Annotated in this window: 17 protein-coding genes and 1 tRNA gene; 8 read left to right on the top strand and 10 right to left on the bottom strand. The window is 70.9% G+C overall.

The annotated features are described in order from the left end of the window. Window positions 1-652 (top strand): substrate-binding domain-containing protein (locus tag VK501_RS14780; RefSeq protein ID WP_324338577.1); only part of this gene is annotated, 652 nt, incomplete at its 5' end. On the opposite strand, the gene VK501_RS14775 is transcribed toward VK501_RS14780, so the two are convergent. Further along, entirely contained in the window at window positions 567-2,948 is a 2,382-nt protein-coding gene (locus VK501_RS14775; protein WP_324338576.1) for a PAS domain S-box protein, read from the bottom strand. The two genes, VK501_RS14780 and VK501_RS14775, sit on opposite strands and share 86 nt — an antisense overlap. A gap of 361 nt (window positions 2,949-3,309) precedes the next feature. Here VK501_RS14775 and VK501_RS14770 point away from each other — a divergent pair, with 361 nt between their 5' ends. The 5 genes from VK501_RS14770 (at window position 3,310) to VK501_RS14750 (ending at window position 7,905) form a co-directional block, all read left to right on the top strand. Beyond that, window positions 3,310-4,059 carry a collagen-like protein gene (locus VK501_RS14770; protein ID WP_324338574.1) on the top strand — a complete coding sequence of 250 codons (750 nt, stop codon included), beginning with the start codon at window positions 3,310-3,312 and terminating at the stop codon, window positions 4,057-4,059. A gap of 83 nt (window positions 4,060-4,142) precedes the next feature. Then, window positions 4,143-4,550: a hypothetical protein gene (locus tag VK501_RS14765; protein ID WP_324338573.1), complete on the top strand. Its 408-nt coding sequence runs from the start codon at window positions 4,143-4,145 to the stop codon at window positions 4,548-4,550. Window positions 4,551-4,816: 266 nt separating this feature from the next. Continuing rightward, window positions 4,817-5,476 carry a calcium-binding protein gene (locus VK501_RS14760; RefSeq protein ID WP_324338572.1) on the top strand — a complete coding sequence of 220 codons (660 nt, stop codon included), beginning with the start codon at window positions 4,817-4,819 and terminating at the stop codon, window positions 5,474-5,476. A 98-nt stretch (window positions 5,477-5,574) separates the two neighbouring features. Continuing rightward, on the top strand, window positions 5,575-6,003 hold the full coding sequence (locus VK501_RS14755; protein WP_349261021.1) for a carboxymuconolactone decarboxylase family protein: 429 nt from the start codon (window positions 5,575-5,577) through the stop codon (window positions 6,001-6,003). 300 nt (window positions 6,004-6,303) lie between these two features. Then, a complete protein-coding gene (locus tag VK501_RS14750; protein WP_324338568.1) occupies window positions 6,304-7,905 on the top strand; it encodes a hypothetical protein in 1,602 nt (533 codons plus the stop codon). 105 nt (window positions 7,906-8,010) lie between these two features. Here VK501_RS14750 and VK501_RS14745 read toward each other — a convergent pair whose 3' ends face one another. The 6 genes from VK501_RS14745 to VK501_RS14720 all read right to left on the bottom strand — a co-directional run bounded on the left by VK501_RS14745 (window position 8,011) and on the right by VK501_RS14720 (window position 16,152). Next, the gene (locus VK501_RS14745) at window positions 8,011-9,492 is read right to left on the bottom strand and encodes a GAF domain-containing sensor histidine kinase (protein ID WP_324338566.1); all 1,482 of its coding nucleotides are present in this window, start codon (window positions 9,490-9,492) and stop codon (window positions 8,011-8,013) included. Window positions 9,493-9,571: 79 nt separating this feature from the next. After that, a complete protein-coding gene (locus VK501_RS14740; protein WP_324338565.1) occupies window positions 9,572-10,486 on the bottom strand; it encodes a sensor histidine kinase in 915 nt (304 codons plus the stop codon). A 186-nt stretch (window positions 10,487-10,672) separates the two neighbouring features. Then, on the bottom strand, window positions 10,673-11,794 hold the full coding sequence (locus tag VK501_RS14735) for a Fic family protein (RefSeq protein WP_324338563.1): 1,122 nt from the start codon (window positions 11,792-11,794) through the stop codon (window positions 10,673-10,675). 411 nt (window positions 11,795-12,205) lie between these two features. Continuing rightward, window positions 12,206-14,641 carry a S8 family peptidase gene (locus tag VK501_RS14730; protein WP_324338562.1) on the bottom strand — a complete coding sequence of 812 codons (2,436 nt, stop codon included), beginning with the start codon at window positions 14,639-14,641 and terminating at the stop codon, window positions 12,206-12,208. 94 nt (window positions 14,642-14,735) lie between these two features. Further along, the gene (locus tag VK501_RS14725) at window positions 14,736-15,704 is read right to left on the bottom strand and encodes an ATP-binding protein (protein ID WP_349261022.1); all 969 of its coding nucleotides are present in this window, start codon (window positions 15,702-15,704) and stop codon (window positions 14,736-14,738) included. 375 nt (window positions 15,705-16,079) lie between these two features. Next, window positions 16,080-16,152 (bottom strand) — tRNA-Gly (locus tag VK501_RS14720). Window positions 16,153-16,206: 54 nt separating this feature from the next. Between VK501_RS14720 and VK501_RS14715 the strand changes: the two genes are divergently transcribed. Both VK501_RS14715 and VK501_RS14710 read left to right on the top strand, forming a co-directional pair. Beyond that, entirely contained in the window at window positions 16,207-16,842 is a 636-nt protein-coding gene (locus tag VK501_RS14715) for a TlpA family protein disulfide reductase (RefSeq protein ID WP_324338558.1), read from the top strand. Next, a complete protein-coding gene (locus VK501_RS14710) occupies window positions 16,839-17,318 on the top strand; it encodes a cytochrome c-type biogenesis protein (protein ID WP_324338556.1) in 480 nt (159 codons plus the stop codon). The genes VK501_RS14715 and VK501_RS14710 overlap by 4 nt, the downstream gene beginning before the upstream one ends. A 15-nt stretch (window positions 17,319-17,333) precedes the next feature. Here the strand turns inward: VK501_RS14710 and VK501_RS14705 are convergent, their stop codons facing one another. From VK501_RS14705 to VK501_RS14695, 3 genes are all read right to left on the bottom strand, one after another. Further along, window positions 17,334-18,092 carry a cytochrome c biogenesis CcdA family protein gene (locus VK501_RS14705; protein WP_324338554.1) on the bottom strand — a complete coding sequence of 253 codons (759 nt, stop codon included), beginning with the start codon at window positions 18,090-18,092 and terminating at the stop codon, window positions 17,334-17,336. 12 nt (window positions 18,093-18,104) lie between these two features. Next, on the bottom strand, window positions 18,105-19,763 hold the full coding sequence (gene argS / locus VK501_RS14700; protein ID WP_324338552.1) for an arginine--tRNA ligase: 1,659 nt from the start codon (window positions 19,761-19,763) through the stop codon (window positions 18,105-18,107). Next, window positions 19,760-20,227, bottom strand: a 468-nt coding sequence (locus tag VK501_RS14695; RefSeq protein WP_324338550.1) for a potassium channel family protein, incomplete at its 5' end; no start/stop codon positions are given. The genes argS and VK501_RS14695, both read right to left, overlap by 4 nt.

The raw sequence follows: 20,227 nt of genomic DNA, 5'->3' as shown, positions 1-20,227 counted from the left end.
CACGCGGCCGGGCCCGGATCGGCCGGCCGGCCTGTTCACCAACGTGTCGACGGACCCCGCGTCGGTGGCGCGCCTGGCCGCGGCCTACGCGATCGACCACTCCGACGGGACGGCGCAGGTGGTGATCTTCACGGACCGCAGGTACCCGATCGCCGCCTACAAGGCGGACGTGATGGCGGCGGAGATCAGAAGGTGCCGTCGCTGCGCGGTGGTCGACGTCGTCAACTCGCCGATCGGCCTTGCCCAGCAGCAGATGCCGGCCGTCGTGTCGTCGCTCCTGCCCCGCTTCGGGCCGCGGTTCCGCTACATGCTGGCGATCAACGGCATCTACATCGGCGGGGCGCTCGCGGCCTTCGTGAACGCGGGCAGGCGCGGGGACGATCCGCCGTTCGCGATCGGGGCGGGTGACGGCGATGCATCGGATTTCGAGCGGATCCGCGCGGGGAATCATCAGACGGCGTCGGTCGCCGAGCCGCTGTACCTGCAGGGCTGGCAGATCGTCGATGAGCTGAACCGCGCCCGTGTGGGGCAGCCCCCGTCCGGCTACATCGCTCCACCGCGACTGATCACCCGCGCGGATGTGCCGGACGGCGTGGTCTTCGATCCGCCGAGCGGCTATCGCGCGAACTACCGGCGGATCTGGGGTCGTTAGGCTCCGGGTCTGACCCGGACGGCGCCGCGATGGGAATCTGAGCGGTCAAGACCGTACCGGCACCGGGTTCCCCGTGAACCGCGAGGTCTCCGCCCAGCGCTGCGACGCGGTCATGGAGACCGATGAGGCCGGACCCCCGGGTGGGATCGGCACCGCCGACACCGTCGTCGCGGATGGTGAGCATGATCGATCGATCATCCACGTCGGCCGTGATGCGCACCTCCGAGGCGTGCGCGTGCTTGACCGCGTTCGTCAGTGCCTCGGAGGCGACGTAGTAGGCGGTCATCTCGACGTTCTCGGGCCACCGGGCGTCGGTCTGCATGTCGACGGTCACGGGGACGACGGAGCGGCGAGCGAGCGTCCTGAGCGCCGGCCCGAGGCCACCGGACGAGAGGATCCTCGGATGGATGCCGCGCGCGATCTCGCGCACCTCGTCCATCGCGCGCCGGGCGTTCTCGAGCGCCTCCTCCGCCAGCTCGGCCAGCGGCCCGTTTGCGTCGCCGAGCTGCTTTCGCACCAGCTCCAGCACCACCACCGTGCTGACCAGGCGCTGCTGCGCGCCGTCGTGCAGGTCGCGCTCGATCCGCCGGCGCGCCTCGTCGTACGTCGCCACGATCCGCCGGCGGGAGGCGGCCAGCTCGGCGCCGCTCTCGGCATTCGCGACGGCGGTCGCCACCAGCTCCGTGAACTGCGCCATGCGGATCTCCGTGTCGCCGCCGGCCATGTCCGGATGCGTCCAGGCGGCCACGATCGCGCCCCACGGGCGCCCGGAGACGACGATCGGCACGGCGACCGCGGCAGCCATGCCGACGTCGCGCAGGCTCTTGGCGAGGGCGTCCGACCCCTCCCGGAGGTGATCGGTGCACTCGGCGCGCCGGCTCTGCGCGACGCGCTCCCAGAGCTGGCCACGGTCGACGCTCACGTGCGATCCGACGCCGATCTCGGCATCCGAGGCGCCGTAGCTTCCCACGACGGAGGCGGTCCCGTCCTCGTCGTAGCGCAGCAGGCGCGTGGCGTCGGCGCTGAGCAGCTGGCCGACTTCCACCGCGACGGCGTCGAACAGCTCGCCGGCGTCGTGGCCCTGGGCGACCAGGGTGGCGACGCGCCGCAGCGCGGCCTGCTCGTGGGTGAGCATCCGGTTCTCGGTGACGTCGCGCGCCGCGGCGTACATCAGGCCGTTGTCGGGCATCGTCCGCGTGTTCCACTGCAGCCAGCGCACGGCGCCGTCGGCCCGGATGTAGCGGTTCTCGAACTCCCCGATCTGCCGTCCGTCGCTCAGCGCCTGGACCGTCGTGGCGGTCCGCTCGCGGTCCTCCGGATGGACGAACTCGAGAGACGGGCGTGACAGAAGCTCGGCGGCCTCATAGCCGAGCGTCTGCTCGAACGCCGGGTTCACGCGCTTGAAGTACCCGTCGAGACCCGCGACGCAGAGCAGGTCGGGCGACAGGTCGAAGATGTCGTCCACCTGCCGTTCGGCGCGGCGCCGCCGCAGCAACCCGCGGCCCAGCAGGTAGACGAGGAGCGCGGTCGCCGGCGGCCAGGCGACCGCGAGCCACGGCAGCGTCGCCTGCAGCGCGGTGGCGGGCTCCCGGGCCACGTCGACCCGCCACCGCCGCGTCAGCGACTCGAAGCTCTGGCCGGCGGCCGGGGCGGCAGCCAGCGCGCCGTTGAGCGGCCGGCCGTCCAGCATGATCGCCGTGCGGTGCGGATTCAGGTCCAGGGACACGCTCAGCCAGTCCGCGGGCACGAACACGACGAGGAAGCCCTGGCTTCCGGGGCCATGACCGTACTGTGCCCCCTGAACCATGAAGAACCCGCGCTGCCCGGCAAGCGAGGCGACCGGCGTCGCCGTGCCGGCGAAGATGGACGTCGGGTTCCGCAGCGTCGCCGCGAGCGCAGGCACGCGCGCCATGTCGGCGCCCGGGCGCACCGCGACACCCGTCACGTACGTCGCCGGCAGGTACGTCGCCGCCGGCCCGGCGACCCGCTGTCCGGGCGGCCGGGTGATCGGCGCCCGGATGCGGCGTTCGTAGTCACGGCGCGCCCGGTGGGTCACGCGCTCGACCCACATGGCGGCGGTGAGCCCGACGGTCGTCGTGGCGCTTCCCTCCAGTGCCGCGAAGCGCCGGCCGTTCGGCACGCGCTCGCCCTGCAGCGCGTTGCCGAGCCCGATGGCGAACGCACGGGCGCGTTCGAGCTGCCCCTGGACCTCCAGTGCCTGGACCTCGGCCCGGCGGTGCGCCGCGTTCCCGCGCTCCTCGCCGACCGCGCGCGTCGTCACGATGAAGGCCGCCACGCTCAGCAGGACGACGAGGAGCGGTACCGCGACGCGAGCGGAGCCACTGAGACCAAGCCGGCCATGTCGTGCCGCGTCCACGCGGAGAATTATCCGCCAACCTCGCCGCGCCGGAGATTGTCGGACCGTGACCCCTGCGGCGCCTCGTCGCGCCGTGCGGTCGGGGCCGGCCGAGTCAGGCCGCCACGGGCTGCATGCGGCCCGCTTCGATCGTCGCGGCGACGTCCTCGTCTGCGTACCAGACCGGGCCTGACCGTGTTCGTTCGCGCCGCGATGCTTCCCCGCCAGCGCACTCCAAAGCGGTCAGCCGCTCTCGACGCGTCTAGGCACCGGTCCTCAGAGCGGGTACGGTCGGCACACCATGGCGCGTCACATCACCTACGCCAACGTCACCGCGACCCTTGCTCTGATCATCGCGACGTCCGGGGTCTCATACGCGGCGATCTCGATCCCGCGCAACAGCGTCGGATCCCCGCAGCTCAAGCGCAACGCCGTCACGAGCACCAAGATTCGCACCGGTGCCGTCGGCACGACCGACCTGGCGCGCTCAGTGCGCGCGCGGCTCGACGCCGCCGGGCGCCGGGGTCCGACCGGTCTCACGGGTGCCGCCGGGACGACCGGGCCGCAAGGTCCCAAGGGCGACAAGGGAGATCGTGGACTCAACGCCGCCGCCAGCCGGCAGGTCCCGAACGTCAACGACATCGCGTGCGGCCAGGACGTCGTCGTCGGGTCCACGCCGCTCACCGTCACCGAGCCTTCGCGCGTCTGGACGCATGCGCACGGCTCGATCGCCAACGAGCAATCGGGCAACACCGAAGCGGGGCTGTGGCTACGACTCCGCGACGCCGGGAACACGACCACGCTGGCCGTCTCGGTCGCGGCGTGGGACGGGCGGCTCGTTGCGCAGAGCGTCAGCCCTCTGGACACCGGAGGGCTGCTGCTGGCTGGGAGCAACCCGAACGCGCCCGCCGACCCCTACACGGTTGCCCCGGGCAGCTACGTCCTGGAACTCGTCGTCCTCACCCAGGGCTCGGCTTGCATGACGGCCAAGCCCCGCTTCGGCTGGAACCAGGGCGCGGCGATGGGCTACGTCCTCGTGGGCACGGCATAGAGAGCCCTGACACGCGTCTCTTCGGGGGCGCGCAACGTAGGGTTGCGACCAGCACGATCACCGACCTTTCAGAGGAGCATCCAATGTCGCGCTTTGCCAAGGTGAATCTGTTGGACGTCGAGGACTCCGTGGGCGAGCGGGCACCCGGAATCGACGGGCGGTTCGGCCGTCGCCATCTGGACTCACGCGATCTGGGCGTCAGTCGCTTTCGCTACGACCCGAACCTGCGCAGCCCGTTCGCCCACAGCCATCGCGAACAAGAGGAGGCCTACGTCGTGGTCGGCGGAGGTGGGCGGGTGCTCCTGGACGACGAGGTGATCGAGCTTCGCCAGTGGGACGTCGTGCGCGTCGCGCCCGAAGTCGTTCGGGCCTTCGAGGCAGGCCCCGACGGACTCGACCTCATCGCGGTCGGCGGCCCCAAGCCCGAGGGCGGCGACGGTGTGGTCGGCGCGGCCGCGTGGCCTGACGCCGCCGACGCCGGAACACGCTGAGCGGCAGCGGGCACGCCGCCGGGCTCGGCGAGGCATGACCCTCATCGCCCGGCAGCAGGGCTGCTCGCGGTCCTCGCGATCGCAGCGATCACCGCCGCCCTGACGCTTCCGTGACGCGTCTGCGGCTCGGGCGGCGCCGCGCTGGGTTGGCCATCGAGTGGGATGTCGACGAGCTCGACCTCGGGGTGGCGAGCAAGCGCTCGCCCAGTTCAAAACCGCGCCTTGGGACAGCTCACCGCAACCGTCACGTGACTCAGTGTCCGGCTATGCGCGTCCTCTTCCGATCGCTGTCGTCCGCGTGCCTGCTGGTCGCCGTCGCCGCCGGGGTCGCCGTCGCCAACACCAGCCACGAGGGCTGGCCGACCATCGACGGCGTTCTGCTCATGAACAAGACCGACAGCACGCGCCCGCTCGACGCGCGCCCCGGTCAGGATCCGTTTGGCGGGACGGACAGCCGCTACTCCTGCGACGCGGTCCACGTGCGAGGCGCGTGCCACCGTCGGTTCGTACCGCACTTCGAGGCCGCGGCCATGCCGGCGCAGCCCGGCTCGGTCAGGCCATGGCAGTACGGCTTTGTCATGTCATCGCAGCCCGGGCACAACGAGCTGCTGGGCGGCCACGGCAGCGACACCATCCACGCCGGTCCGTGGGGGGACGTCATCTGGGGCGACTACAAGCCGTCCGGGCAGCCGGCGAACCAGGTCGACCACCTCTACGGCGGCGCCGGCAACGACATCATCTACGGCAGCCATGGCTCCAACGTCATCGACGCCGGCGCGGGCAACGACGAGATCAAGACCCACTTCGGCCGCGGGACCGTCGACTGCGGGCCCGGCAACGACCTGCTGTACATCAGCCGGCACGCCAGGAGGGGCTACAAGGTGCGCGGCTGCGAGCGGATCTCACACAAGACGCTCGGCTACTAGATGGGTCGCGCGGGTTTCCGCGTGGCCCACGAGGTCAGCCGAGACGGTCCGGTCGGGCAGCTTCCTGTGATGCGGTTCGCCGGGACACTGGTCCGACGATGGAAGACCGGCCCCACGTCTCTGCCCACGAACGAGGCGTGAGCAAGCTGAGCGAGTACACGCTGCACGACAGCAGCGGCGCTGCCACGCACCAGAAGCTCGCCGACGACCTCAAGGACATCGCTCCGGACGTTGGCCGGTACATCGTCGAGTTCGGCTACGGGGAGATCTACTCGAGGCCTGGCTTGACGAACCAGCAGCGCGTCCTCGTCACCATCGCGTCGCTCGTGACGCAGGGAACCGAGCGCGAGATCGAGCTGCACGTCAACACCGGCCTGACCGCCGGACTGACGAGCACCGAGATCGTCGAGAGCCTCATCCACCTGATCCCCTACACCGGGTTCCCGCGCGTGCTCAACGCGCTGTACGTCGTCAAGAAGGTCTTCGCGCAACGGCAGGTCGAGACCCCGCAGCCCGGCGCACCGTAGCGAGCGGCCGACCGTCGGACGACCCCGCACGTGCGTGCGCCGGTCGTCGGGACGACCCCGGACTGGCCACCCGGCCGACGCGCTCGGTGGCGCTCTGCCTGGAAGCTTCGGACGAGGAAGGTCCGGAGCCTCGGCGAGCCACGTGCCGCCGCGATGTCCGGGTCCCGCTGACACCCAAGGAGTACGAGATGTCTCACAACTTCTTTGCCGGCCGGGCTCGGGGTAGCCTCGGCGTCCGATGCCGCAGGACCTCGACTTCCGAGGGACGGCCTCGGCGCTCCCGGCGCTTCTCGACAGGTCGTGTCCGCCACGATCCGGAACGTTGCATCGGGCAACGAGGCTGCGATCGCCACCGACGTAGAACCCGCGAGCCGCCAGATCAGTGCGGGCGCGGACGAGAAACCGTTGGGCCACGCATCGCCGCGTGCCACTCACTTGAGTTTGGGGTCTTCTGTGCATCGACGTCAGTCGCCAGGCCGTAGCTGTCCACGAGTCGTCCGGCGTGCGCTGCCGGTGCTGTGCGCGGCGATGGTGCTGTGCGCGCCGCAGGCGGCGCGAGCCGCCTGGGCGCCGTCCGGAGAGATGCCGATCTATTTCTGGTGCGGGCCGCCGACCAGGATGGTGACTGACTCCACCCAGGCGAACGCGCGCGTCGCCGAGTACAAAGGCGCCGGCGCCAATCTGCTGCTTCCACCATGCGAACCCGGCGTTGGCATGACGGCGCAGTGGTACGGGACTCAGGCGCAAACGGACGTCGCCGCAACGCGCCGCGTACTGGACGCCGCCGCGGCAAACGGCATCCAGGTGATCGTCGGCGACGCCCGGATCGAGAAGGCACTCAGCGGAGACCTCAGCGGACTCGCCGGCGTCATCAGCGACTACGCCGGATATCCAGCGCTGGCCGGCTACTACGTCAGAGACGAGCCGTCGTACCCGCAACTCGCAGGCGTAGGAGGGGTCGTGCAGTACCTACAGTCAAACGATCCCGGCCATTACGGGTTCGTCAACGCGCTTCCCAACTACGCGAGCTCCAATGACCTCGGCGGCAAGTACGACAGCTACTTGGATGCCTTCCTGACGCAGACGTCTGTCACGGCGCTCGACTACGACAACTACCGCGAACCGACCTCCTACGACAACCTGGTCGCGGCGCGCAAGGCCGCCACGGCGCACAACGTCCCGTTCCGCCAGGCGATCCACGTCGGCGGGGACGGCAGCCTCCCGCAGCCGCTGACGCCGCAGGAGCTCCTGAAGCCGGGCATGCAGATGCTTGCCTACGGCGCCCAGGGCGTAGGCAACTACTTCTACTGGAGCGACTCGTCCAAGAACACCGCGACGGGATCGTACGCGGACCATGCGCTCATCGGCTACGACGGGGAACGCACTTCGCACTACGACTGGGTGTCGCAGAACAACGCCCAGCTGCAGACCATCGGCAAGCAGCTGCTCAACGCACGCAACCGTTATACGTTCCAAACCGGATCGCTCGATTCGCCGGGCATGACACGACGGCCGCCCGGTGCGCGGGTGCGCATCAGTAACACAAAATCCAAGCTGACAGTGGGGGTCTTCGACGCCACTGACGGCAGTGGTCACGTGTACACGTTGGTCACCAACCGCGACGACACGAGCTCCGTCTCGACAGGCGTGCAGCTCGGCTACGCGAGCGCGCTCCCCGAAGTGCTGAGCTCGTCCGGGGCGTGGTCGACCGTGACGCCGTCGAGCTCTGGACCCGGCGTAGCGACGATCCCGGTCTCACTGCCCGCGAGCGGCGGCATCCTGTTCCGCACGGATACGCCGGTACCGGCAACCGCCGAAGCGGCGAGCGCGACGTGCACGATCGCCGGCACGGTGTCGGCCCCGGGGTGCCCCGGCTTCGATGCAGGGTGGTTAGGTGGTTAGGTTCACCGTTTCCGCCGGCCGCTGAGCTGCGCCCGCGCCTGCCGTTGCGTTCCAACGGCCAAACGCAGGTCGCCCCGCCGAGGCTGACCAGCCAGGGGCCGCGGCCTACCGACGGAGGGGGATGGCGGCTGCAACCAGGGTGCCGCTGTCGGCCGGGCTGTCGACCCGGAGCTCGCCGTCGAGGGCGGCGAGCCGGTCGGCCATTCCGATCAGGCCACTGCCGCCGCCGTCGGGCAGGGCGCCGCCGACGCCGTCGTCGCGTATCTGGACTTGAACGGTGCCGTCCTCGATGCGCGCCGCGACCTCGGCGTGTCGGGCGTGAGCGTGTTTGGCGACGTTGCTGAGCGCTTCGGCGACGACGAAGTAGGCGGTCGCCTCGACCGCGGCCGGCAGCCGACCCACGGTGACGTCGGTCTCGATCGGCACCGGCATCCGCGAAGCCAGCGCATCCACTGCCGCGCGCAACCCACCCCGGGTGAGGACGGTTGGGAGGATGCCGTGCGCGAGTGCTCGCAGCTCGGCCGTCGCCTGCTCGGCGTTGTCGAGCGCCTCGGTCAGCAGGGCGGGCAGGTCGTCCTCCTCGTTCTGCACGGCGTGCTGTGCCAGCTTGAGCGTCACGATCGTGTGCACCAGTCGCTGCTGGGCGCCGTCATGCAGATCGCGAACCACGCGCCGGCGCTCGTCGTCGGTCGCGGCCACGATCCGCGCCCGCGACGCCGCCACCTCCGTCCGCGCTTCGGCGTTGGCGATCGCCGTCGCCACCAGCTCCGCGAAGGACGCAAGACGCGCCTCGGTGTCGTCCGGCAGCGGGTGCTCGGTCGAGGCCAGGGTCATCACGCCCCAGACGCGGCCCTCGACGACGATCGGCGCCCCGACCGCTGAGCTGAGGCCCCGCTCGCGAATGGCGACCCCGAGCCGCCCGGATGCAGCGCCATAGTTGTCGATCCGAGCCGAACGGCCGGTCTCGAAGACCACCGTGCTGACGCTCTTTCCGCCGAGCGGCCACCGACTGCCGACGGGGAAGCTGGCAGCCAAGCCCTCCGAGATCGCGACGGTCGTCATCGTGGCGCCGGACTCGTAGCGAGCGAGGGCCGCGTGCTCGGCGGGAAACACCCGCCCGACCTCCTCGACCACCGCGGCGAACAGCCTCTCCGGCGACGTCCCATGCGCGGCCAGCGTCGCGACGCGCCGCAACGCCGCCTGCTCCTCGGCCAGCCGGGCCTGCTGGTCTGCGAGGCGCGCCGATCGGCGCGCCTCGCGCTCGGAGCGCGCGGCGAGCTCACTGACCGCCAGTGCCGCCACCAGGAACGCCAGAAGCACCGACCAGCGGTCCGACGTGCCGGGATCCAAGCTGTACCGGGGCGGCAGGAAGAAGTAGGTGAACGCCACCACGCTCGTCACCGACACCGCGGCGGCGGCCGCCGAGCCGTAGACGAGCGCGATCGGGAGGACTGCCAAGAGGTAGAGCACGCCCAGGCCCAGGGCCGGGACGCGCGGCTCCAGGAGCGCGATCACCGCGCTGACGGCGGCGACCAGCGCCGCACTCGCGAGCGCGGCGCTCAGCCAGCGACGGAGCGTCGATGTCACGCCGTGATCATCCTCGCGTGGAGAGCGTCTTGCACGACGAGGAAGGGCGTGGCTCGGTGGCAAGCGCTTGGCCGGCTGCTCAGACCCAGAGCCGCGTCGTGAGGCCGCGCTCCGTGCTCACCATGTCGAGGCGCCGGGTCATCTGGCGGGCGACCCAGAGGCCGGTCCCGCGGGCGTGCCCCGATCCCGGTGGCAGGTAGCCGGCCAGCGGGTCGTCGAGCCCGGGCCCGTGGTCGGAGATCTCGCAGACGAAGCGCTCGCCGACCCGGCCGATCCTTAGCCCGCGGGCCCCGCCGCCGTAGTGGCGCGCGTTGGCGAGCACCTCGCCCGCCGCGACGATCATCTTCTCGGCTTGGGAGTCGGCGACCTTCGCCGCCGCCATCTCGGCCCGCAGGAGCAGGCTCAGCGCCCGGGCGTCGAGGTCGGCAGGCACGGCCCTGAGGCCGACCACGTCCTCCGGGGCCGGCGTATGAGCCCGCACGATGTCCTCGGGACGATGGTAGTGGCCGTTGTCCGACCACCGGCTGTTCATCGTGCGCGGGTGCGTCTGCCACGATCCTTCAAGCACCGAGAGGGGCTGTTCGCGCACGTCCAGCCCGCACACGATCGTCACCGGGTGGTGTGCGAACGCCGGGTTCAGCAGCGCCTCGTAGCGGATCCACGTATCGCTCTGCTCCTGGGTGCGGCAGAGGGGCAGCTCGCCGAAGACCCGGACCCGCCGCGCCCCATCGCGCAGGTACCGGCGGACCTGGGCGTCGTACCCGGCGAGGGCGTCCTCGGGGCGCGTGTAGTAGGTGTCGCGGTCGACGTAGTCGACCTGGCCCGCGAGCGCGCCGAGCGCCTCGTCGAGCAGCGCGCGCTTGCGCGGGTCGACGACGAGGACGACCGCCTCGTGCGCGGCCAAGCCCTCGGCGAGGAATGGCGCGACGCGATCGACGAGGCCGCTGTCCTCGCCGTACTCGTACATGTTGTGATGGCCGGGCGCGGGGCTCACGAGATCACCTACACGGACGCATCAGTATCCCACCCAAGCAGGCCGACAAGGCGGCGGATCGGGCTCGGACTCAGCAGAAATCAGGAGCGGCGCGCCGTCTTGTCCGCGCAGCGCGCGCAAGCCGGCCACGTCGACGTGCTCCAGGTCCGTGGGGTGCGTGACCGCCGTCCCGAAACCAGCTGGAGCTCAGGCGTGGCCCGCCTCAGCGACGCCGGCGTAGCCGGCGAGCGCCCGGCGGAGCTGCTGGTGAAGGAGATCGGTCGCCATGTACCGCGTGCTGCGAGTTCGGCCCTGTTGGGTGACGAGGCCGGCGTCGACGAGGCGGCGGAGGTCGCCGCTGGCGGTCGGCAAGGAGATGTCGGCCTGGGCGGCGTAGGCGGCGCGCTCGGCCCCGCCGAACAGGCTCTGCTCGAGGGCGATGACGAGGCGATCGGGCCAGCCGCGCGCGCCCGCCAACTCCTCCAGGAACTGCCAGCGGCGCGCGGCCGTCTCGAGCTGCTCCATCCGCCGGTTGACCTGCCCGAAATGCGCGGCGACGCAGAAGTCGATCCAGGGCGTCGCGTCGCGGTCGGGCTGGTAGCTGCCGCCCTGCACCTCCTCGAGCACCGAGTAGTAGGTAGGGGTGTTCTGGCTGAGGTGCTCCTCGATGGAGCCGAACTCCGGCGCGAGCATGCCGTCGCGTGCGAGAACGAGCGACTGCACGACCCGGGAGAGGCGCCCGTTGCCATCGCTGAACGGATGCACCGACACGACGTGGAGGTGGGCCATGGCGGCGCGGACGACCTGGTGGACGTCGAGGTCGCCCTTCTGCAGCCAGGCCACCACCTCGCCCATGAGCTTGGGCACGGCCTTCTCGTCGGGCGCGACGTAGGCCATGCCGTTGCCGGTGAGGCTGGTGACGCCGATCGGATGGTCGCGCCAGCGGCCGGGGCGCTTGTCGCGCTGGAAGGAGCAGGCGTCGAAGTGCAGGTCCAGGAGGACGCGGTCGTACCAGCGGAAGCCTGGGTCGCCGGCCATGACGGCGACGTGCTCCATCGCGCGGGCGTAGGACGTGAGCGCCATGCGATTTGCGTCTTCGGGGTCGGGCGCCGTCCGGCCGGCAACGAGATCGACGATTTCGGCCTCGGGGACCTCGAAGCCCTCGATCGCGATCGAGCTCTCGGCCGACTCCGCGCGGACCTGGCGGCCCAGCTTGCCGATCCAGGGCGTCGGCGTGCCGACGCGCGCGCCGAGGCTCGCGCGGAGCTGGTCAAGGACCTCGAGGCGACGTTCTAGGTCGCGTGACAGCTTGGGGGTGGCGAAGAGCACGTCTACGACGGTAGACGACTTTACGTATATTCGTCAAATGGAGTTTACGTCTCGTCCGGAGCTGAAAGACCAGACCCGCTGACTCAAGCTGATCGCGACGAGTGTTGGCGACGTCGCGAAGACGTGAAGGCACAAGCCGTTGCCGGGCGGCGCTGGGTGCGTGACGTCGCACCTGCATGCACGACTGATGTCACAAATCCGCGCCCGCTGGTGTGTGTGTGGGTGGTCGAGCCCGCGACGGGGTCGCACGGCCACGCGGGTAGAGGGCTTGGCGCTCCGGGGTGCGTGGACAGGCGAGGACGACCTCGTCTCCCCGGGCGAGACCGGCGGCTTCCTCGATGGCTCCGCGCTCCGTCGTCGCTGCAGGGCTTGATCGGAAGCCCGTGCCGATGGGGCGGCCCAGCGGCCTCGCTACGTGGCCGAGATGCCGATCGGCACCAGTTGCTCGTTCGCGATCTCGATCGGGGTGTAGAGGTCGACGCCTTGCTCAGCGGTCCTCAGCGAAACGATCAGCGAATAGCGCACGGGCCTGTCGATGCGGTCCGGCGGGGTGCGCGGGTTGTTCTTCCACCAGCCGCCGACGGCGTGGACGGCAAGGACACCCGAGGACGCCAGATCGGCGGCCACACCGTCCCAGATGTCCTGATGCAGGGACCCGGTGTTGCGCTGGTTGGACCCGACCAGCCAGCGATCGGAGCCGGACGTGCGCGGCACCGTGCCGTCCTCCTCGGCCTGCGCCTCGCCGTTGATGCGCCGCACGAAGTCGTCGACGTTCTCGGTCGGTGTTTTCAGCTCGAATCGGAGACCATGCGAGGCGTAGGCGTAGCGGCGACGCCAGCCCCGCCGGGACGCGGTCGGCTCGATGAAGTACGACAAGGTGACCCGCATGGTCACGAGTCCCGCCCCGAGGTCACGTAGCGTCTCGGTGGGCCACGGCAGCCGATGGAGACGAAAGTTGCGGAGCTTGAACTCCTTGCCGGAGAACGCGACGAATTCGTCCTGGGAGACCATCGTCACGGCGGCGCGGGACGAGTTGAGCACCGCGTCCTCGGTCGGGACGCCCCACCCGTAGCGACGCAACATGGCCAAGCGACCGGTCTTGCCCGGCGCCTGGTCGAGCTGCTCCCGCATCACCGGTGTCCACTCAGCACCATGCACCAAGAGACCTCGGATGCTCTCTGGCCAGTAGGCGGGGTACTGAGCTTGGGCGAGTGCGCCGAGCCGGGCCGCCTGAGCTGTGGCGGCGCTGGTCGCGAAGGCCGATGCGACGGCCCGATCGTCGAGCGAATCGGTGGTGCGGAGGGAGAGCAGCGGATGAGGGTCATAGCCGCCCGCGCCGTCGGTGAGGAGGTTGCCACCCTCCATGCAGATGTCGGGCTTGATCGGCCACTGGCGAGCGCTGAACCGCAGCGAAGTTCGGCTGTGAGGCGAGATGTCGCCAGCCTCGGCGACGGCCGTCCAACTGGCGAAGTCGGGGTGCGTCGGTGGCGTCACGAGCTCGGTGGACGCACCCACGGTCAACGCGTTCCACGCGTGAGCAGGATCCTCGACCGGCGCGAGGTCGGAGACGGAGCGGTAGTCGGCGGCGAACTCGGCGGGCTCAACGTTGCCGGCCGAGATGAAGAAGAGGCGCGTCGCCCGGGGATCGGGCGGTCCGAGCAGTTCGATGCCGTCGTCGGCACGAGCGATGTCCACGCCGGCCGCCAGCGCGTCGATCGACGCCGACCACAGCGACGGCTCGCCGATCCGCTCCGGCGGGGCGGTGACCGGCATGCAGAACACGCGCGAGCGGCCGACGGTGGCCTCGGGGAGCGCGACGGCCTGCGCCGTCGCCAACCCGTAGGCCAGCGGGTCGTTGGTGCCGCGGTCGGGCAGGATCTGCACCGACTCCAGACGGTGACGGAGCGTAACGCTGCGGGTGCTCAGCAGCTCGTCGTCCAGCGGGCCGAGAAGCGCGAGGCCCGCCATGAGCGTTCCATGGTTGTTGACCGGATCGCCCGCCGCGCCGAACAGGCTGTGCACGTCGGACGCCGCCAGCGAATCCCGCAGCAGGATGTGCGAGCGTCGAACGCCCGTATCGAGCTGACAGACGGCGGGCGCTGTCGCGTCGGCGGCCGTGATGCGTGCTCCGAGATCCTCGGTGAGCTCATCCTGCTGCTCGCGCGGAAGGTCCTCAACGGTGTCGACGAACTCCGGCTCACGGATCTCGGCTAGCGGCACCGCGGTGAACGGGAGGACCTCGAGATCCTCCCATTCGGCCTGAACCCAGGCGACCGTCCGATCGCCGAGGCGCAGCACCCGATCGGCGACCCGCACCGGCCGATCGGCAGCGAAGGCTCTCAGCAGCGCGACGGCGTCATCGGCTGGTGCCAGCCACAGCTCCCACCACCGGCGGCCCTTCAGGGGTGGCGCTCCGTCGGACTGCCACAGGTCGTCCAGCACCGCTCTGCGGATGCGGGCGATGTTGGCGACCAACCCGCGGTTGTAAGGCTCGCCGGTGTCCGCGCGGGTCTTTTCCAGATAGTCCTCGAAGAGGCGGAGGAACGCTCCACGGTAGGCGTCGCTGACCCAGACGGTGGCACGCTCAGGATGGCTCTCGTCCGCCGGCAGCACCGACTGCAGCAACCACCTTGGCCGCTTCGGTTGCTTGGTGTGCCTCGACCACGACTCAAGCGACTCCAGTTTCAGCGGGAATCCGGCCTGCGCGCCCTCGAGGACGATGAAGACCCCGAGCGCTTGGAGCTCCTCCAGCAACGACTCGCGGGCGGTGTCGCGATCGACGTCAACCGCGTCGAAGGTCGCCGTCAGCTCGCCCTTACGGGCCGCGCCGTGAGCGCGGTGCTCCACCTCACGGATCTTCGGGTCGCCGCGGCCCCGGCGGGTGAAGTCGCGCCGCTCGACAGCCCCACGCACCAGAAGGTGCGGGAGCGGCCCCTCGCCGCTAGCCAACGCTCGCGGTCCTGCGTGCCTTCAGCGCGACGCTGAGATCGTCGGAGTTCACGCGCTCCTCACCACGCATGAGCGCTCGCTTGCCCGCGGCCTCTGCTCCCTTGACGAGGTCCGCGTGGCTCAGCCCTTCCGCCTCGGGTGCGAGGGCCGGCCAGCGCAATCCCTTGCCCATCGGGCCGAGCCGGTGCCTGACTACGGCGGCGGCTTCGGCGGGGTCGGGCAGGTTGTAGGTGATGACCATGTCGAACCGCCGGAACAGCGCCCGATCGAGGATCGAGCGGTGGTTCGTGGCCGCCACGACGATGCTCTCCGGACCCGCCTGCTCCAGGAACACGAGGAAGGAGTTGAGGATCCGACGCGCCTCGCCCACGTCGTTGCCGGAGCGGTCAGCACCCAACGCATCGAACTCGTCGAAGAGGAAGACGGCGCGCTGCTCGGCGACGGCGTCGAACACGATCCGCAGCTTGCTGGCGGTCTCGCCCATGAACTTGCTCATGAGGCTGTCCAGACGGACGGTGAGCAGCGGCACTGACAGCTCATGCGCCAAGACCGCGGCGGTCATCGTCTTGCCGGTGCCCGGCGGTCCTTCGAGGAGCAGCCGGTGCGCCGGCGTGAAGCCGCGATCGATCAGAGCTGCGCGCTGGCGCTGTTCGCTCAGCACCTGCCGCACCTGGTCGAGCAGGTGCGGTGGGGCGACGAGGTCCCGCAACCCGACGTTCGGGAAGGTCGCGGTGACCAGCTCCGCGAGGTCGCCGCGAGGCTGGGCGATCGCGGTGACGGTCCGTGCGACGGGCTCGCGCTTGGAGGCGTCGATCGTCTGCTTGATGTCACTGGCCAGGCGGTTGTGGCCCTTGCGGGCGGCCTGGGCCGCGATCTGAGCGGCGACGGCGTAGAAGGAGTCGTCGTCCCCCGAGGCGTGGCTTCGTACCAGCGCCTTGATGTGCTCACCGGAGCCGGCCACGTCGTTCGCCCCCCTTCTCTGTTCGTCGTCGATCCACGGCCCAAGATACCCGTTCGGGCGGCCGCGTCGGGCTGGCGGCGTCGACGGCGCACGGGCGCGGCGTGCGGGGGTGGCTGTCGGCATCTGAAGCTCAAGAGCCACGGAGCGGAGTTCATGCGCCGGTCGACTGCCCACCCGCGACAACCTTTCCCGCACGGAGTGGCAACGCGCCAAGTCGAGGGCGGAGAGAAGGGCCGGGGACCAGCTCACACGACGGTCCGTGCCACACACCTCGCGACCATTGGTACCCGCGCGTGGTACCCGACGCCCTCCACCACTCCGCTCGCGACACCCGAAAACCACGAAAGGCCGCTCGGTCAGCGGCCTCTCCGATCAAGCGGGCGACGGGGGTCGAACCCGCGACCTTTGGCTTGGGAAGCCAACGCTCTACCAACTGAGCTACACCCGCGCGGGAGAACGAGTCTACCGACGCTCGAGGAGGTTGGCTCTCTACCCTGTGGGTGTGTCCTCCGCCGACGCCGAAGTGCCCAGGGGCGCCGCGCCCGACGACGCCGATGCCGAGGCCGGCGCGCCGCGGCGCCGTCCCGTCGTCCCCGCGGTCGTCGGCGTGCTCGCCGCCGCGCTGGTCGGCCTGCTGGTCTACGGCGTCGTCCACGGTGGCGACAACACCTCGCTCGACGACGCGGTCAAGGCCGGCAAGCTGCCGACGGCCCCGGGCGCCACGCTGAAGCGGCCGATGCTGGACGGCTCCGGCGACACGTCGCTCGCCGACTACAAGGGGCGGGTCGTGGTGCTGAACTTCTGGGCGTCGTGGTGTGAGCCGTGCAAGGACGAGGCGCCGGTGCTGCAGCGGGCCCAGAGCGAGCTGACCTCCGCCCACGCAGGCACCGTGCTCGGCGCCACCTACGAGGACGCCGCCGAGGACTCCAAGGGCTTCGAGCGCAGCCGCAGGATCACGTACCCGTCGGTGCGCGACCTCGGCACCGACCTCGCCCGCAAGTACGGCACCAACAAGCTCCCGGAGACGTTCGTGCTCGATCGCCAGGGCCGCGTCGTCGCGATCTCGCGCGGCCAGATCAGTCAGAAGTTCCTCGACCAGGCGCTGGCCAAGGCGCAGCGCGCGGGCAGCGCGTCGTGAGGCGTGCGCTCGCCATCCTGGCCGCGCTGCTCGCCCTGACGGCCGCCACCGCGCTCACCACGACGCAGGCCCTCGCCGCCACCCCCCGCGCCTCGGTCACCGACATCGAGGACGAGGTCATGTGCGTGGCCTGCGGAGTCCCGCTCGGCATCGCCGAGTCCCCGCAGGCCGATCGCGAGCGCGCCTTCATCCGCCGGCTGGTCGCGCGCGGACTGACCAAGGACCAGGTCAAGAGCGAGCTCGTCGCGACCTACACCGACCGCGTGCTCGCGATGCCCAGGAGCGAGGGCTTCGGCCTCGCCGCCTTCCTCGTGCCGATCGCCCTCGTGCTCGCGGCGCTCGTCGCGCTCGCCGTCTTCCTCCCCCGCTGGCGCAACCGCGGCGACGGCGCGGGCTCGGCGGCCCCCGCGGGCCCCGCGCTCAGCGCCGCCGACAACGACCGCCTCAACGAGGACCTCGCCCGCTACGACGTGTAGGCGCCACCGCGGCGCCTACAAGTTGTACAAGAAGTCCAGTCCCAGGTTCGACAGCCCCTGCTGCGCCTTGGCGTTGAGCGTCGTCAGCTCCCCGCTGACGATCAGCAGCCCCATCACGATCAGCACCGCGCCCGACACCGCGGTCACGAGCACGTGCCGGTCCCGCATCCAGCGAAACGCCGTGGTCGCCCGGTCGAACGCGACCGCGGTCAGCAGGAACGGCACCGCCAGCCCGAGCGAGTAGAACGCGAGCAGCAGGCCGCCCTTGCCGACCGTGTCCGAGGTCGAGGCGGCCGCCAGGATCGAGGCCAGCGTCGGCCCGACGCACGGCGTCCACGCGACCGCGAAGGCCAGTCCGGCGATGACCGGCCCGCCCGCGCCCGCGCGCACGATCAGCGCCTCCGGCCGCCACTCGCGGTTGAAGCGCGGCACGAACAGCGTGGCCACGAAGAACGTGCCGAGCACCACGATCAGCCAGCCCGCGATCCGGTTCAGCGTGTCCTGGTGGTCGTGCAGCGTCGAGCCGATCCCCGTCGCCGACATGCCCAGCGCCACGAACATCACCGTGAACGACAGGCAGAAGATGATCGCCGGACCCACCACCTTGCCGACCTGGCGCTCCTGGCCGCGCATCTCCTCGATCGTCACGCCCGAGATCGCCGACAGGTAGCCCGGAACGAGCGGCAGCACGCACGGGGAGATGAACGACACGAACCCCACCGCGAAGGCGGCGAAGACGGTCGTGTCGACGGTGTTGGCGGCGGCGAGGATCACGTACGACGAACGCTACATCTCGCTCGGCGCGCTCACGCCGAGCAGGTCCAGCGCCCGGGCGATCGTCCGCTGCGCGGCGACCGACAGCGCGATCCGCAGCGACTCCAGCTCCTCGGGCTCGGCGCCCACGACCTGGCAGTCGCGGTAGAACGCGGTGAACGCCTGGGCCAGCTCCAGCGCGTAGGTCGCGATGCGGTGCACCGCGCGCCGGTCGGCGGCCTCGACGGCCTCCTGCGGCCAGGCCAGCAGCTTGGAGATCAGCGCGCGCTCGCTGGGATGCAGCGACAGGCCCGCGCCGAACCCGGCCGCCCCCGCCGCCGCCAGCGCCGCGTCGACGCGCTCCTCGCCGGCCTTGCGCAGCACCGCCGCGATCCGCGCGTGCGCGTACTGCACGTAGTACACGGGGTTCTCGGACGACTCGCTCTGGGCGAGCTCGAGGTCGACCTCGATCGTCGTGTCGTGGGACCGGTTGAGCAGGAACCAGCGCGCCGCGTCGACCCCGATCTCTTCGACCAGCTCGTCCAGCGTGACGAACTCGCCGGCGCGCTTGCTCATCGAGACCTTCTCGCCCGCGCGGACGAGGTGCACGAACTGCATGATCAGCAGGTCCAGCGCCTGCGGATCGTCGCCGAGCGCCTGGTAGGCGGCGCGCATGCGGTTGATGTAGCCGTGATGATCGGCGCCCAACACGTACACCATGCGATCGAAGCCGCGCTCACGCTTGTTCTGCGCGTAGGCGATGTCGGAGGCGAAGTAGGTGTGCTCGCCGGACGAGCGCTCCAGCACGCGGTCCTTGTCGTCGCCGAACTCGGTCGTGCGCAGCCACAGCGCCCCGTCGGACTGGTAGGAGTTGCCCTGGGCCTCGAGCACCGCGAAGCCGTGCTCCACGCCCGACGTCCCGTCCTCGCCGGCCTCGTGCAGCGAGCGCTCGCTGAACCAGACGTCGAACTCGACCCGGAACGCGTGCAGCGACGCCCGCGCCCGCTCGACCATCATCGCGACGGCCTCGGCGCCGACGTCTTCGACCGGACGCGTCGCCGCGTCTCCGATCTCCAGCGTTAGCGTCGTGACGTAGTCGCCGACGTAGCCGTCCTCGGGCACCTCTTCGCCGCGGGCGCGCGCCTGCACGGAGCGCCCGAAGTTGGCGACCTGGGAGCCGTAGTCGTTGATGTAGAACTCGCGCGTGACGTCGTGGCCGACGAACGAGAACAGCCGCGCGAGGGCGTCGCCGTAGGCGGCGTTGCGCGCGTGGCCGACGTGCAACGGCCCGGTCGGGTTCGCGCTGACGAACTCGACGTCGATGTTCTCGAAGACGGGCGCCGACCCGGCGCCGAAGCGGTCGCCCGCCGCCAGGACGTGACCCAGCGCGTCGGCGTACCAGGCGTCGCTCAAGAAGAGGTTCAGGAAGCCAGGACCGGCGACCTCGACGCGCTCCAGCGAGGCGCCGAGCCCGCTGCGCAGCTCCTCGGCCAGCCGCCCGGCCACGTCGCGCGGCGCGGCCTTCATGACCGGGGCCAGGAGCATCGCGGCGTTGGTCGCGTAGTCGCCGTGCTCGGCCTGGCGCGGGCGCTCGAGCGTGGGCCGGCCCTTGGGCGCGGGCGCGTCGGCGCCGGCGGCGGCGGCGGCCGCGCGCTCGACGGCGTCGCGGAGGTCGTCGACGGGATGGGTCACGGCTGTGGGGCTCCGGCGTGCGTGGTGGCGAAGAGGGCTTCGAGGCGGTCCAGGGTGCGGGGGGTTCCCATGGCCATGATGACGTCCCCGGCGCGCAACACGGTCTCCGCCTGGGGCTGGGGCTGGAAGCCGCCGTCCACCTGGCGCAGCCCGACGATGTACGCGCCACCGCGGATGTCGCCGATCGTCTGCCCCACGCCGCTGCACCCGCCGGCCACGAAGATCTCCTCCATCCGGTACTCGGCGGCGACGTCGCGCACGCCCGAGACCTGCGGATGCAGCGCCAGGCGCGCCATCTCGACCCCGGACGCCTTGTAGGGCGAGATCACGCGCGACGCCCCCGCGCGGAACAGCTTGCGCTCGGAGTCCTCCTGGGAGGCGCGCGCGACGATCGCGATCTCGGGGCTCAGCTCCCGCGCCGTCAGCGTGATGAAGACGTTCTCGGCGTCGGAGTCCACGCAGGC

It is taken from the genome of Baekduia sp. (assembly GCF_035318805.1).
In the GTDB taxonomy this organism is placed as follows: Bacteria; Actinomycetota; Thermoleophilia; order Solirubrobacterales; family Solirubrobacteraceae; genus Baekduia.
This window is presented reverse-complemented; position numbering and strand designations above follow the sequence as displayed.

Excerpts from the sequence above, each read along its gene's own strand:
- VK501_RS14770 (WP_324338574.1), top strand. The coding sequence starts at position 3,310 with ATGGCGCGTCACATCACCTACGCCAACGTCACCGCGACCCTTGCTCTG.
- VK501_RS14765 (WP_324338573.1), top strand. The coding sequence starts at position 4,143 with ATGTCGCGCTTTGCCAAGGTGAATCTGTTGGACGTCGAGGACTCCGTG.
- VK501_RS14760 (WP_324338572.1), top strand. The coding sequence starts at position 4,817 with ATGCGCGTCCTCTTCCGATCGCTGTCGTCCGCGTGCCTGCTGGTCGCC.
- VK501_RS14755 (WP_349261021.1), top strand. The coding sequence starts at position 5,575 with ATGGAAGACCGGCCCCACGTCTCTGCCCACGAACGAGGCGTGAGCAAG.